At 70.2% G+C, this 14,199-nt stretch carries 7 protein-coding genes and 3 pseudogenes; 3 read left to right on the top strand and 7 right to left on the bottom strand.

Features of this window, described 5'->3' with window-relative positions; genetic code table 11:
• Nucleotides 1–158: 158 nt before the first annotated feature.
• Complete coding sequence (locus tag EV375_RS08815; protein WP_130298958.1) at nt 159–512, top strand: antibiotic biosynthesis monooxygenase; 354 nt, start codon at nt 159–161, stop codon at nt 510–512.
• A gap of 39 nt (nt 513–551) precedes the next feature.
• Here the strand turns inward: EV375_RS08815 and EV375_RS08810 are convergent.
• The 6 genes and pseudogenes from EV375_RS08810 to EV375_RS08780 all read right to left on the bottom strand — a co-directional run.
• Nucleotides 552–1,025, bottom strand: a pseudogene (locus EV375_RS08810) (GNAT family N-acetyltransferase); the annotation flags it as partial.
• Between the two features lie 201 nt (nt 1,026–1,226).
• Nucleotides 1,227–1,607: pseudogene (locus EV375_RS08805) on the bottom strand (VOC family protein); the annotation flags it as partial.
• 213 nt (nt 1,608–1,820) lie between these two features.
• Nucleotides 1,821–2,210 (bottom strand): D-ribose pyranase, encoded by a 390-nt coding sequence (gene rbsD, locus EV375_RS08800; RefSeq protein WP_130298957.1) that lies wholly within the window; start codon nt 2,208–2,210, stop codon nt 1,821–1,823.
• 285 nt (nt 2,211–2,495) lie between these two features.
• Nucleotides 2,496–4,488: pseudogene (locus EV375_RS29645) on the bottom strand (ABC transporter permease/substrate-binding protein).
• A 40-nt stretch (nt 4,489–4,528) separates the two neighbouring features.
• Nucleotides 4,529–6,208 carry a sugar ABC transporter ATP-binding protein gene (locus EV375_RS08785; RefSeq protein ID WP_130298955.1) on the bottom strand — a complete coding sequence of 560 codons (1,680 nt, stop codon included), beginning with the start codon at nt 6,206–6,208 and terminating at the stop codon, nt 4,529–4,531.
• Nucleotides 6,205–7,212 (bottom strand): LacI family DNA-binding transcriptional regulator, encoded by a 1,008-nt coding sequence (locus EV375_RS08780; protein WP_130298954.1) that lies wholly within the window; start codon nt 7,210–7,212, stop codon nt 6,205–6,207. Before EV375_RS08780 ends, EV375_RS08785 begins: the two co-directional genes overlap by 4 nt.
• Nucleotides 7,213–7,424: 212 nt before the next feature.
• Here EV375_RS08780 and recD2 point away from each other — a divergent pair, with 212 nt between their 5' ends.
• Together recD2 and EV375_RS08770 are read left to right on the top strand one after the other, a co-directional pair.
• Nucleotides 7,425–9,668 (top strand): SF1B family DNA helicase RecD2, encoded by a 2,244-nt coding sequence (recD2, locus tag EV375_RS08775; RefSeq protein WP_130298953.1) that lies wholly within the window; start codon nt 7,425–7,427, stop codon nt 9,666–9,668.
• Nucleotides 9,669–9,834: 166 nt separating this feature from the next.
• Nucleotides 9,835–11,124: a citrate synthase gene (locus EV375_RS08770; protein WP_130298952.1), complete on the top strand. Its 1,290-nt coding sequence runs from the start codon at nt 9,835–9,837 to the stop codon at nt 11,122–11,124.
• 698 nt (nt 11,125–11,822) lie between these two features.
• Here the strand turns inward: EV375_RS08770 and EV375_RS08765 are convergent.
• A complete protein-coding gene (locus tag EV375_RS08765) occupies nt 11,823–14,192 on the bottom strand; it encodes a heavy metal translocating P-type ATPase (protein WP_130298951.1) in 2,370 nt (789 codons plus the stop codon).
• Nucleotides 14,193–14,199 lie beyond the last annotated feature (7 nt).

Raw genomic sequence — 14,199 nt, 5'->3', positions numbered from 1 at the left:
AACACCGACTCGGCGACAGCCAGTTCGAAGCGGCCGACATTTTAATGAGCGTCAACATGCCCTGTACACAGGGTAGTTCGGCCGTGTGACACCTCACCTTTTGCGCCGGAGGGCGAGTCACCGGCCGGCGGGCCGGGCCGGTTCTGCTGGAATGCGGTATGAGCATCTTCGTACGCGTCCGGTTCGACGTCAGTGACGAACAAAGGGCGGAATTCGAGCAGTTGGCACTCGCGCTGTGCGAACAAGCCGAGGGCGGTCCCGGGATCCTGACCTATCGGTTCTTCTCCTCCGGCTCCGGCAGATACGCACTGCTGGAGGAGTACGCCGACACGGCGTCGGCGCTCGCGCACAACGACAGCGCCACGGAGCTGCTGGACCGTGTGCGCAAGTGCACGGAGTCGATCGGCGTCGAGCTGTACGGCCCTCTCGGGCCCGAGCTCCACGAATGGGTCCGGGAACGTCCCCACGCGACCTCGTACGCGGAATTCCCCGACCCCGGGGGCGAGTCCTGAGGCAGGCGACAGCGGCATCCGGCAGGACGCGGGGCAGCGTCACAGCCCCGTGCTGCTCCAGCGGATCTCTCCGTCGACGACGGTTTCCGTGGGCGTGAGACCGATGGCGCGCGCGACGGCGGCGGACGCTTCGTGTTCCGGGTGGATGTGGGCGACGAAGGTGTCCACATCCCGCTCCCGCAGCCACGTCCGCACGGCCGCTGCCGCCTCCCGCGCGTAACCGTTGCCCTGGTGGTCCGAGCCGACGACCCAGGCGAGTTCGGCCGTGAGGCTTCCCTCGGCCGGACGGTGCAGCGTGGCCTGCACCGTGCCCACCAGCTGCCCGTCCGAGCGACGGCGGAGCATCCAGTTCAGCCACCCCTGTCCGCCGTCGGGCGAGCGCCCTGCGGAGTGCCGCCGGTACCGGGCCTGCAACTCCGCGGCGGAGTCGGGCGATCCGCCGATCCACGCGTGCAGCCGCTCGTCGTCGAAGACCGGGAAGGCCTCCGGTGCGTGATCGGGGCGCAGGGGCTCCAGCAGAAGCCGGGCCGTGGTCATCGGCCCGGCGGCGGGCCAGACTTCCGTGCCGGGAGCCGGACGGTCCCGGGCGGCCGGCCCGCCGTCGTCCCCGTCGGCCGCGCCCTGCTCCTGCGACGCCTCGCCCCTGTCCCCCGTACTTTCCGTACGTCCCGGTCTCCCGCTCTCCGGCCCGGCCCCCTCCACGGGAACCCGGCGCGGCTGAATCAGGTCCCAGCGGTTCCCGTACGGGTCGCGGAAGACCGCGACCGTTCCGTACGGCTCGTGCCGGGGCGGTTCCTCGAAGGCGACGCCCGCGGCCAGCATCCGGGCGTGATCCCGCGCGAAGTCCTCGGTGCTGAGGAACCAGCCGACGCGTCCCCCGGTCTGGTCCCCGATGCGGGCCCGCTGTTCGCCGGTGCCGGCCCTGGCGAGCAGCACGCCGGTCTCCCGGGCTCCCCGCGGTGCGACCACCACCCAGCGCTTCCCGTCGTCGAGGGGTGTGTCCTCGGCGAGTTCGAAGCCGAGGGCGTCCACGTAGAAGGCGATCGCGTCGTCGTAGTCGGGAACGACGACGGTCACCAGGCCGAGGTGAGGCATCCGGCGATCCTGCCGCCGCGGGGCACGCGGCGCCATCGCGTTTCGGCGCGCCCCCGGCGAAGGGCCGGAAGGCAGCGGCGGGACGGCCGGAACGGGACCGGTGCCGTCCGGAACGGGACCGGTGCCGTCCGGAACGGTGGCCGGAACCGGGTCTCTGGAACCGGGTCTCCGTCCAGAACCGGTGGCCCGAACCCGGTCTCCGGAACGCCGTGTCTAGAACGGCACCCCGCAGTGCAGCATCACGTTCGCGTACGGACGGACCTCGCCGGTGCGGACGATGAGGCGTGCCTGGCGGGTGCGGGCCTTGAACTCCTTGTGCGAGACGAGTTGCAGGTCGGGGAAGCGGCCGTGGAGCAGCTCGGCCGCTTCCGGGTTGCTGTCCTTCACCTCGGAGGCGGCGGTGGCACCTTCGATCTCGAGTTCGTCCAGCAGGCCGGAGAGCACCTCGTCGAAGGGCGGGACGCCCGCGCGGAACGCAAGGTCGACCAGGAACGGGCCGTAGGGCACCGGAAGCCCCGCGTCGCAGACGACGACGCGGTCGGTGTGGCCCAACGAGGCCAGTGCGCCCGCGAGATGACGGTTGAGGATGCCCGACTTCTTCATGCGGACGGCCAGCTCCTTCTTCGTGTCCGACTTCCTGCGGCCCCCTTCGGGGCCCGGTGATGACGAATGGTGGCGACGACCGGTGCGGCGACCGGTGGCGGCGGCTCGTGCCTGCGGCTCGTGCCCGCGACTGGTGAGTGACGGCGAACGCCCCTGCGGCGACGGCCGGTTGCCCCCGGCCTGTTGCCCCCGGCTGGTCACCCCCGACCGACCACCTCCTCCGCTGCCCCGCTCCCGCCTCCGCCCCGGGCACCCACGCCCGGGACGGAGGGAGCGGGCGGCCGGTCAGGAGTACCGGTTGACGTTCGACTTGTCCACGGTGACGACCGGGACCATGATCTGCTTGTCGGGGTCGCTGCCCTCGACCTTGCGGATCGCGTTGCGCACCGCCATCTTGCCCAGCTCGGACGGCTGTTGGGCGATCGAGGTGTTGAGCGTGCCCTTCTTGATCGCCTTGAAGCCGTCGGGGGTGCCGTCGAAGCCGACGACCTTGATCTCCTTGCCGGCCCTGCTGCCGAGCGCCTTGACGGCGCCGAGCGCCATCTCGTCGTTCTCGGCGAAGATGCCGGTCGCGTCGGGGTGGGACTGAAGAAGGTTGGTGGTGACGTCGAGGCCCTTGGCGCGGTCGAAGTTGGCGGCCTGCTTACCGACGATCTTGATGTTCGGGTACTTCTTGATCGCCGACATGAAGCCCTTGCCGCGCTCACGCGAGGCGGAAGTGCCGGGCTGACCGCGCAGGACGAGGACGCTGCCCTGCTCGTCGAGCTGCTTCGCCAGCTCCCTGGCCGCCTTCTGGCCGCCGGAGACGTTGTCGGAGGCGACCGTCGTGGCGACCTTCGCCTTGTTGACCGCGCGGTCGACGGCGACAACGGGGATGCCGGCGTTGTCCGCCGCCTTGACGGAGGGTGCCGCAGCGTCGGAGTCGACGGGGTTGATGATGATGGACTTCACGTTCTGGCTTGTGAAGTTCTGCAGCTGGTTCGCCTGTTGGGACGCGTCGTTCTGTGCGTCCTGCACATTCAGCTTGACGCCCTGGGCCTTGGCTTCCGCCTCCGCCCCCTTCTTCATCTCCACGAAGAAAGGGTTGTCCAGGGTCGAGAGGGCCAGGCCCAGCTTGATGTCCTTCTTCTCCCCGGACTTCCCCGAGCCGCTGCCACATCCGGTGGCCGCTGCGCATATCAACGCCGCAGCTGTCACTACGGCAACCGTGCTCTTTCGCGTGCTCATGGCTGCATTCCTTGCAGTCGACGACAGTGAACGAACGTCGTGCTGTCCCCCCGACGCACAGAGATCATGCGCGACGACGGAGTGTATCGAGCAGGACAGCGAGGGCAATCACTGCCCCAATGACGACTTGCTGCCAGAAGATGGAGACTTCGAGCAGATTGAGACCATTGCGGAGGACCGCGAGGATAAGTGCGCCGACAAGTGTTCCGGACGCTTTCCCGACGCCGCCCGCGAGGCTCGCCCCGCCGATCACCACGGCCGCGATGGCGTCCAGTTCGTACCCCGTGGCTGCCTGCGGCTGCGCCGAGGCCAGCCGCGACGCCAGCACGATCCCGGCCACCGCGGCGAACGCCCCGGAGAGCGCGTAGATGACGAGCTTCTGGCGGCGCACTCGGATTCCGGAGAGCCGTGCGGCCTCCTCGTTGCCGCCGATCGCGTACATCGCGCGGCCGCTGTAGGTGCGGGCGAGGACCAGCGCGGTGATGCCGCCCATGACGAGCAGCACCAGCAGCGGTACGGGGAACCAGCCGCCGAGCGTCTCACCGACCGTGGCGACGGAGGAGGGAAGCGCGATCGGCGTTCCCTCGGACAGGACCAGCGACAGGCCGCGCCCGACGGAGAGCATCGCCAGCGTCGCGATGAACGGCGGCAGCTTGCCGTAGGCGATGAGGCCGCCGCTGACGAGGCCGCAGGCGACGCCCGTGCCGACCGCGAGCAGCACGGACAGCCAGACGGGCAGCCCTTCCTTCGTCGACGTCCAGCCGAGCATGATCGCTGAGACGGCGGCGACCGAACCGACCGACAGGTCGATGCCTCCGGAGACGACGACGAAGGTGACACCGAAGGCGAGGATCGCCGTCACGGCGGCCTGCACGCCGACGTTCAGCAGGTTCTGGGTGCTGAGGAAGTCGGGCGACATGACCGTCAACGCGACGACCAGGACGACGAGTCCGCTCAGCGCGCCGTTGTCCTTGAGGACCTTGCGCAGTGCCTGACCGGCGCCGCGTTCGCCGCCGCCCGGGCCGCGGCCGTTCGCCGGACCCTTGCCCAGGGACTGCCCCCGCTGACCCTGTCCGCTGCTGCTGTGGATGTCAGTGGCCACGGGGGCCCTCCTTGCTCTCGGTCTTCGTGCCGCCGGTCTTCGTGCCGGTCTTCGTCACGCCGGTACTCGTGCCACTGCTGCTCTCGGTGAACGCGGGCCGCTGCGACGGCTGTTGGCCCTGCGCATACGCGCCCTGCCCGTGGGCGGCGCCGACGGCGAGGCGCATCACGGCGTCCTGGTCGGCCTCCCGTGCGGCCAGTTCGCCCGCGATGCGGCCCTGGGCCATGACGAGGATGCGGTCGCTCATGCCCAGCACCTCTGGGAGATCGCTGGAGATCATCAGGACGGCGTGCCCCGACGCGGTGAGTTCGTTGATGAGTTCGTAGATCTCGACCTTCGCCCCGACGTCGATGCCGCGCGTCGGCTCGTCGAGGATCAGCACCCTGCTCTGCGCGAGCAGCCACTTGCCGATGACGACCTTCTGCTGGTTGCCGCCCGAGAGAGTGCCCATGCGCTGCCCGAGCCCGGACATGCGCACGCCCAGCCGTTTCGCGATGCGGTCCGCGGACTCCTCCTGGCCCGAGAGGTTCACGAAGCCGGCGCGGCTGGCCCTGCGCAGCGTCACCAGGCCGAGGTTGTCCTGCACGGACGAGTCCGGCAGCAGGCCCTGTCCCTTGCGGTCCTCGGGGACGAGGCCGATGCCGGCGGCGAGAGCGGCGGTGATGTCGTGCCGGCGCAGCCGCCTGCCCTGCACCTCGACGGTGCCCGAGTCGTAGGGGTCGGCGCCGAAGACGGCCCGGGCCACCTCCGTACGGCCCGCCCCCACCAGCCCTGCCAGGCCCACGACTTCGCCCGCGCGCAGCTCGAAGCCGACGTCGGAGAAGCCGCCGGAGCGTGTGAGCCCGTGGACGCGCAGCAGCGGCGGGCCGCTCGCCTCTGCGGACGTGCCGGCGGCGGCTCCCGTCTCCCGCGGGTACTGCTGCTCGATGCTGCGCCCCACCATCATCCGTACGAGGTCGTCGCGCGGCGTGGACGCGGCGGTCTGCCCGACGCTGCGCCCGTCGCGCAGCACCGTGACCCGGTCGCCGAGCGCGGCGATCTCCTCCAGGTGGTGCGTGATGAAGACGATGCCGACGCCGTCTGCACGCAGCCTCCGCACGAGGTCGAACAGCTTCTCCACCTCGTCGGCGGTGAGCGCGGCCGTCGGCTCGTCCATGATCAGTACGCGGGCGTCCAGACTGAGCGCCTTGGCGATCTCCACCATCTGCGAGCGCGCGACGCCGAGTTCGCGCAGCGGGGTGTCCGGCGCGATGTCCACGCCGACGCGGGCGAGCACTTCGGCGGCGTCCGCCTCCATGCGGGTGCGGTCGAGCAGACCGAAGCGGCGGGGCTGCCGGCCGAGGAAGATGTTCTCGGCGACGCTCAGGTGGGGCACCAGGTTGAACTCCTGGTGCATGGTGGCGATTCCGAGCTTCTCCGCGTCGCCGGCGCCGTGGATGCGCACGGGCCTGCCGTCGCGCAGCACCCGCCCGGAGTCCGCACGGTGGACTCCGGAGAGGATCTTGATCAGGGTGCTCTTGCCGGCGCCGTTCTCGCCCAGCAGGACGTGGACTTCGCCCTCGTGCAGGTCGAAGTCGACGCCGTCGAGCGCGACCACGCCGGGGAAGGCTTTCCGGATTCCTTCGGTGCGCAGCAGCTCACGCGGCCGTGGGGGGCTGGGCGTTGTCAACGGCTCTTCCCTTCGCTCTCGCCGCAGGAGCGGCGCGTGACAAGGCGGGCTTCGAGGGTCACGGACGCGGCGGGGCGCCCCTCGACGAGGCTGATCAGGGCCTCCACGGCCTTGTGCCCCAGTTCGCCGGTCGGTTGTGCGATCGCGGTGATCGGCGGATCGGTGTGCAGGAACCAGGGGATGTCGTCGAACGCGGCGAGGGCGACGTCGTCCGGGACGCGCAGGCCCCGGCGGCGCAGCTCGTCCATCGCGCCGAGCGCCATGAGGTTGTCGGCGGCGAAGACGACCTCGGGCGGCTCGGGCAGGTCGAGGAAGGCCGCGGTCGCCCGTCTGCCGCTCTCGGTCTGGAAGTCGCCCTGGCCCGTGTACTCCTGGGGCAGCGGCAGTCCGTGCGCGTCGAGTGCCGCACGGAAGGCGGCCACCCGTTCGTCGCCGGTGGTGGTCTCGCTGGGGCCGCCGATGATGGCGAGGCGCCGGTGGCCGAGCGCGTGCAGATGCGCCACGAGGTCGTGGACGGCGGCGCGTCCGTCCGCGTGCACGACGGGTACGTCGAGGCCGCGTATCCACCGGTCGACGAAGACCATGGGGGTGCCCGCGGCGGCGGCGTCGCGGATCGTCGCGTTGCCGCCGTCGGTGGGGGAGACCAGCAGTCCGTCGATGCGGCGCTCCAGGAGCGTGCGCACGTGGTGTTCCTGAAGTGCGGGGCGCTCGTCGGCGTTTCCGATGATGACGCTGTAGCCGCGTTCACGGGCGGCGTCCTCGACGGCGCGGGCCAGCTCGGTGAAGAACGGGTTGAGGACGTCGCTGATGACGAGGCCGAGGGTGCGTGTCTGGTGCGTCCTCAGCGAACGGGCCACGCCGTTGGGGCGGTAGCCGAGTTCGGTGACGGACGTCAGCACGCGCGAGCGTGTGTCCGGGCGCACGGCCGGGTGGTCGTTGAGCACCCGGGAGACCGTGGCGACCGACACCCCGGCGTGGGATGCGACGTCCTTGATGCTGGTCAACTGCCTTGCCCGTCCTTGAAGTCCGGCTGACCGCCGGTTGAACTCCGGCTCCGTGGTAACGATTACATCCGACATGAGAAAGGACGGCACCGGCGCTGCACAAGGGTCCGACACCCGATCGTGACACCGCGGCGGAAGAGCGCCGTCGAGTGCGTGACCGGGTTGTCCACAGGCCTGCCGTCTTGTCGGCGCCGGGCGCTACCGTCTGTCACATGTCCTTCCAGAACGCGGTGCTCGAAGGGGTCCTCGAGCGCATCACCTATGCCAACGAGGACAACGGATACACCGTGGCCAGGGTCGACTCCGGCCGGGGCGGCGGCGAACTGCTCACGGTCGTCGGCTCGTTGCTGGGCGCGCAGGTCGGCGAGTCGCTGCGGATGGAGGGCCGCTGGGGCTCCCACCCGCAGTACGGCCGCCAGTTCACCGTGGAGAACTACACGACGGTCCTGCCCGCCACCGTGCAGGGCATCCGCCGCTACCTCGGCTCCGGCCTCATCAAGGGCATCGGCCCGCGCATCGCCGAGCGCATCGTCGACCACTTCGGCACGGGCACGCTCGACGTCATCGAGGCCGACCCCCGCATGCTGATCGAGGTCCCGGGTCTCGGCCCGAAGCGCACGGAGAAGATCGCCGCCGCCTGGGAGGAGCAGAAGGCCATCAAGGAAGTGATGGTCTTCCTCCAGGGCGTGGGCGTCTCCACCTCCATCGCCGTGCGGATCTACAAGAAGTACGGCGACGCCTCGATCTCCGTGGTGAAGAACCAGCCGTACAGGCTCGCGGCTGACGTGTGGGGCATCGGCTTCCTCACCGCCGACCGCATCGCGCAGTCCGTCGGCATCCCGCACGACAGTCCGGAGCGCGTCAAGGCCGGTCTCCAGTACGCCCTTTCGCAGTCCACCGACCAGGGGCACTGTTACCTCCCCGAGGAACGGCTGATCTCCGACGCGGTCAAGCTGCTCCAGGTCGACGCGGGCCTCGTCATCGACTGCCTGGGCCAGCTCGCCGCCGAGGAGGAGGGAGTGGTGAAGGAGACCGTTCCGGGGGAGGACGGGCAGCCGCTCACGGCCGTCTATCTCGTGCCCTTCCACCGTGCCGAGCTGTCCCTCGCCGCTCAGCTGCGCCGGCTGCTGCACGCCCCGGAGGACCGGATGGCCGGGTTCCAGGACGTCGACTGGGAGGCGGCCCTGGGGTGGCTCGCGGAGCGCACGGGCGCCCAGCTGGCCCCCGAGCAGCGACAGGCGGTCCAGCTGGCGCTCAGCGAGAAGGTGGCCGTGCTGACGGGCGGCCCCGGCTGCGGCAAGTCCTTCACCGTCCGGTCCGTGGTGGAGCTGGCGCGGGCCAAGAAGGCGCGGGTGGTCCTCGCGGCGCCCACCGGGCGGGCGGCCAAGCGGCTGTCGGAGCTGACGGGGGCGGACGCCTCCACGGTGCACCGGCTGCTGGAGCTGAAGCCGGGCGGCGACGCCGCCTACGACCGCGACCGCCCCCTGGAGGCGGATCTGATCGTCGTCGACGAGGCGTCGATGCTCGACCTGCTGCTCGCCAACAAGCTGATCAAGGCCGTGCCTCCGGGGGCCCATCTGCTGCTGGTGGGGGACGTGGACCAGCTGCCGTCCGTCGGTGCGGGCGAGGTGCTGCGGGACATGCTCGTGGAAGGTGGTCCCGTCCCGTCCGTGCGGCTGAAGCGGATCTTCCGGCAGGCGCAGCAGTCCGGGGTGGTGACCAACGCCCACCGCATCAACTCCGGGGCCCAGCCCGTCACCCACGGGCTGAGCGACTTCTTCCTCTTCGCGGAGGACGACGCGGAGGAGGCCGGGAAGCTCACCGTCGACGTCGTGGCGCGGCGCATCCCGGCGAAGTTCGGCCTCGATCCGCGCCGTGACGTCCAGGTGCTCACGCCGATGCACCGCGGCCCGGCGGGCGCGGGCACGCTCAACGGCCTGCTCCAGCAGGCGGTGTCACCGGCCCGGCCGGACGTTCCCGAGAAGCGTTTCGGCGGACGGGTCTTCCGGGTCGGCGACAAGGTCACCCAGATCCGCAACAACTACGAGAAGGGCGCCTGCGGGGTCTTCAACGGCACCGTCGGCGTCGTCACGGCTCTCCACGTGGAGGACCAGCGTCTGACGGTCCGTACGGACGAGGACGAGGAGGTGGAGTACGACTTCGACGAACTGGACGAGCTGGCCCACGCCTACGCCGTCACCATCCACCGGTCGCAGGGCAGCGAGTACCCGGCGGTGGTGATTCCCGTCACCACGAGTGCCTGGATGATGCTTCAGCGCAATCTGCTTTATACCGCCGTCACCCGGGCAAAGCGTCTGGTGGTGCTCGTGGGGTCGCGGAAGGCGATCGGCCAGGCAGTCCGCACGGTATCGGCGGGCCGCAGGTGCACGGCCCTGGATCACCGGCTGCGTGGTGGCGCCGCGCTCCCCGGCAGTGACCGCTGTTCCGGGGGGTGACCGCCGCCGCGTGGAGGGTGCAGGATGTTGAACGAAATAGGACGGCACTGCGTGCCACCAAAGAGCCCTTTGGCCGACCCCGAGTGCACCGCACCGCGCTCGGTGGGAGACAGTGGAAAGGGTCAGGGCACCTCGAAGAAGAGGCACTACGTCGGTGAGGGAAGACGTGAGCGACAACTCTGTAGTACTTCGGTACGGGGACGACGAGTACAGCTACCCCGTGGTCGACAGCACGGTGGGCGACCGTGGTTTCGACATCGGCAAGCTGCGCGCCGAGACCGGTCTGGTGACCCTGGATTCGGGCTACGGCAACACCGCCGCGTACAAATCCGCCATCACCTACCTCGACGGTGAGGGCGGTGTCCTGCGTTACCGCGGTTACCCGATCGAGCAGCTGGCGGAGCGGGGCTCGTTCCTGGAGACGGCCTACCTTCTGATCCACGGCGAACTTCCCACCGTCGACCAGCAGGCCTCCTTCAAGGACGAGATCACCCGCCACACCCTGCTGCACGAGGACGTCAAGCGTTTCTACGACGGCTTCCCGCGTGACGCACACCCGATGGCCATGCTCTCGTCCGTGGTCAGTGCGCTGTCGACCTTCTACCAGGACAGCCACAACCCGTTCGACGAGAAGCAGCGGCACCTGTCGACCATAAGGCTGCTGGCGAAGCTGCCGACGATCGCCGCCTACGCCTACAAGAAGGCGATCGGCCACCCGGTGGTCTACCCGCGTAACGACCTCGGCTACGTCGAGAACTTCCTGCGGATGACCTTCTCCGTCCCGGCAGCGGAGTACGAGCTCAACCCCGTGGTCGTCAACGCCCTCGAGAAGCTGCTGATCCTCCACGCCGACCACGAGCAGAACTGCTCCACCTCGACGGTGAGGCTCGTCGGCTCCTCGCAGGCGAACATGTTCGCGTCGATCTCCGCGGGCATCAACGCCCTCTGGGGCCCGCTCCACGGCGGCGCCAACCAGAGCGTGCTGGAGATGCTCCAGGGCATTCAGGCGTCGGGCTCCGACGTCGACACCTTCATCCGCAAGGTGAAGGACAAGGAGGACGGCGTAAAGCTGATGGGCTTCGGCCACCGCGTCTACAAGAACTTCGACCCCCGGGCGAAGATCATCAAGGCGGCTGCGCACGACGTCCTCTCGGCCCTCGGCAAGAGTGACGAGCTGCTCGACATCGCCCTGCGGCTTGAGGAACACGCCCTCAGTGACGACTACTTCGTCGAGCGCAAGCTCTACCCCAACGTGGACTTCTACACCGGTCTGATCTACCGGGCGATGGGCTTCCCGACCAGCATGTTCACCGTGCTGTTCGCCCTCGGCCGGCTGCCCGGCTGGATCGCCCAGTGGCACGAGATGATCAAGGAGCCCGGCTCCCGCATCGGGCGTCCGCGGCAGATCTACACCGGGGTCGTCGAGCGTGAGTACGTCCCCATCGAATCCCGCTGACCGCCGGGTGACGTTTGCTGTACAGTGCGTGACGCTCCCTTGAGAGGCGTCCGCGGAAGGCCCCATCCAAGCGGATCGGGGCCTTCCGTATGCGTAGACTCCCGGAGAGACGTAGGTCACAGAAATTGGGGGGTAACCATTGCCCGGGGTCGGGCGTCTAACCGGGTGGCAGCGGCACCCCGGCGGGGCCGCAGTCACCACCGAGTACGTCTTTGGGGGACGGACCCGGTGAGCAGAATCGGCAAGCGTGCGCGGGGAGCTTTGAGCGGCCCTCCCGTCCGTACGTGCAGCCAGTGAGCACCCGGCCAGGATCCCGTGGGGGGAATCCGTGACCGGGAAACGGAAGCGCCCCGTCAACAGGCCCGTGGGGGACCTGTTCGGCGGGGCGCTTTTCGTTGCCCTGACGGGGCTGCCGGTGGCCCCAAAGGGCGCGCGGAACGGTGGAGTTCGTTATTCCGGATTTCTTGCATCAAGGGTGACGCGTAGGGAAATGCGGGCGGATGGCCGTCACTTCATCTTCACGCTTCCCTCACTTTTATCGGACCCGCGGCGCCGGTTCCACTCCGCCGTCGGTCCGGAACCAGTCGTCCGCGGGGGCGCCGTGCGAGGGTTCCGGGCGTCCGAAGACGGGTCTCCGAAGACTGGGCGCCCGAAGACCGGGTGTCCGAAGACCGGGTGTCCGAACGGGGCGGGGCCGGCTACTTGAAGCGGCGCAGCCGCAGGCTGTTGGTGACCACGAAGACCGAGGAGAAGGCCATCGCCGCCCCCGCGATCATCGGGTTGAGCAGCCCGGCGGCCGCCAGCGGAAGGGCCGCCACGTTGTAGCCGAAGGCCCACCAGAGATTGCCCTTGATGGTGGCGAGCGTCCTGCGGGACAGGCGGATCGCGTCCGCGGCCACCCGCAGGTCTCCCCGCACGAGGGTCAGGTCGCCGGCCTCGATCGCCGCGTCCGTGCCGGTGCCCATCGCCAGGCCCAGATCGGCGCTCGCGAGGGCTGCCGCGTCGTTGATTCCGTCGCCGACCATGGCGACCGTGCGTCCTCGGGCCTGGAGGCGCCGCACCTCGCCGGCCTTGTCCTCGGGCAACACCCCGGCGATGACCGTGTCTTCGGCGGCGGCTCCGTCACTCAGGATGCCGACGCAGCGGGCCACCGCTTCCGCGACGGTTCTGTTGTCGCCCGTCAGCAGCACCGGCGTGAGCCCCAGCGCCCGCAGTTCCCGTACCGCCTCGGCGCTGGTGTCCTTCACCGTGTCCGCGACGGCCAGCACGCCCCTCGCGGAGCCGTCCCAGCTGACCGTGACCGCCGTGCGGCCCTCGGCCTCCGCCGCGGCAGCCGCCTCGGCCAGGGCCTCCGGCAGTCCGCCCTGGGGTGTCCGTCCGACCTCCACGGCCCGGCCATCGACCGTGCCGCGCACACCGAGGCCCGTGAGGTTGCCGAAGTCTTCCGGGGTGGGCAGCGGCGGTGCGTCCGCCCCGCGGCGCTCCCGCGCGCCCCGCGCGATGGCGCGGGCGATGGGGTGCTCGGAGGCGTCCTCCAACGCACCGGCGAGACGCAGCAGTTCGTCCTCGGTGACGCCCTCGGCCGGGACGACGTCGTGAAGCTCCATGCGGCCGGTGGTGACGGTGCCGGTCTTGTCGAGCACGACGGTGTCGACCCGGCGCGTGGACTCCAGCACCTCCGGCCCCTTGATCAGGATGCCGAGCTGGGCGCCGCGGCCCGTGCCCACCATGAGCGCGGTCGGCGTCGCGAGCCCCAGAGCGCACGGGCAGGCGATGATCAGCACTGCCACGGCCGCCGTGAACGCGGCGACGACGGCGCCGGTGGCCAGGAGCCAGCCCACGAGGGTGGCGGCCGCCAGCACCAGCACCACGGGAACGAACACCGCGGAGACCCGGTCGGCGAGCCGCTGCACCTCGGCCTTGCCGCTCTGCGCGTCCTCCACCATCCGTGCCATACGGGCGAGTTGGGTGTCGGAACCGACGCGTGTCGCCGTGACCACCAGACGGCCCGAGACATTGACGGTGGCGCCCGTCACCGCGTCGTCCTCGCCCACGTCGACGGGCACCGACTCACCCGTCAGCATCGAGGTGTCGAGGGCCGAGGACCCTTCGTCGACGGTGCCGTCCGTGGCGATCGTCTCCCCGGGGCGTACGACGAAGCGGTCGCCGACCGCCAGGCGCGAGACGGGAATCCGGTGCTCGGCGCCGTCCCGCAGCACCGCCACGTCCTTCGCGCCCAGCTGCATCAGGGCACGCAGGGCGGAGCCCGCCCTGCGCTTGGCGCGCGCTTCCAGATAGCGCCCCAGCAGGAGGTACGTCGTCACGCCGGCCGCGACTTCGAGATACAGCGCGGACGTACCGCCGCCGGAGCCGGGGGAGAGGGTGAACTCGAAGCCGTGGCGCATGCCGGGCATCCCGGCGTCACCGAGGAACAGCGCCCACAGCGACCAGCCGAAGGCCGCCAGCGTGCCCACCGAGATGAGGGTGTCCATGGTGGCGGCGCCGTGCCGCAGGTTCTTCCACGTGGCGCGGTGGAAGGGCAGGCCGGCCCACACGACGACGGGCGCGGCGAGGACGAGTGAGAGCCACTGCCAGTTGTCGAACTGGAGGAACGGCACCATCGACAGCAGCACCACGGGCACGGACAACACGAGGGCCACGAGGAAGCGCTGCCGCAGCGCGGCCAGTTCACCCGTCCCCTCGGACCCGGAGTCCGTACCGGACCCGTGCGCTTCGGCCCCGGCGGCCCCGGTGGCCTCGTCGCCCCGTTCGCCGCCCGGAGCGGTGGCCGGTGCCTCCGGTCCGGGCGCTGCCGGTGACGGCGGCGGGAGTTGCGCCGAGTAGCCGGTGCGCTCCACCGTGGCGATGAGGTCGTCGACGGACACCGCGTCCGCGTACGAGATCCTCGCTTTCTCCGTCGCGTAGTTGACGCTGGCGGAGACCCCGTCCATCCGGTTGAGCTTCTTCTCGACCCGGGCCGCGCACGAGGCGCAGGTCATCCCGCCGACGGACAGTTCCACACGGTGCTCGTCCGTGGAGGGTGCCTGGTGTTCCGTGGTGCTGGTCATCGTGATG

The organism is Streptomyces sp. CNZ301 (assembly GCF_004217425.1).
This window is presented reverse-complemented; position numbering and strand designations above follow the sequence as displayed.

Coding starts and splice junctions, on each gene's coding strand:
- EV375_RS08815 (WP_130298958.1), top strand. CDS start 159: ATGAGCATCTTCGTACGCGTCCGGTTCGACGTCAGTGACGAACAAAGG.
- rbsD (WP_130298957.1), bottom strand. CDS start 2,210: ATGAAGAAGTCGGGCATCCTCAACCGTCATCTCGCGGGCGCACTGGCC.
- recD2 (WP_130298953.1), top strand. CDS start 7,425: ATGTCCTTCCAGAACGCGGTGCTCGAAGGGGTCCTCGAGCGCATCACC.
- EV375_RS08765 (WP_130298951.1), bottom strand. CDS start 14,192: ATGACCAGCACCACGGAACACCAGGCACCCTCCACGGACGAGCACCGT.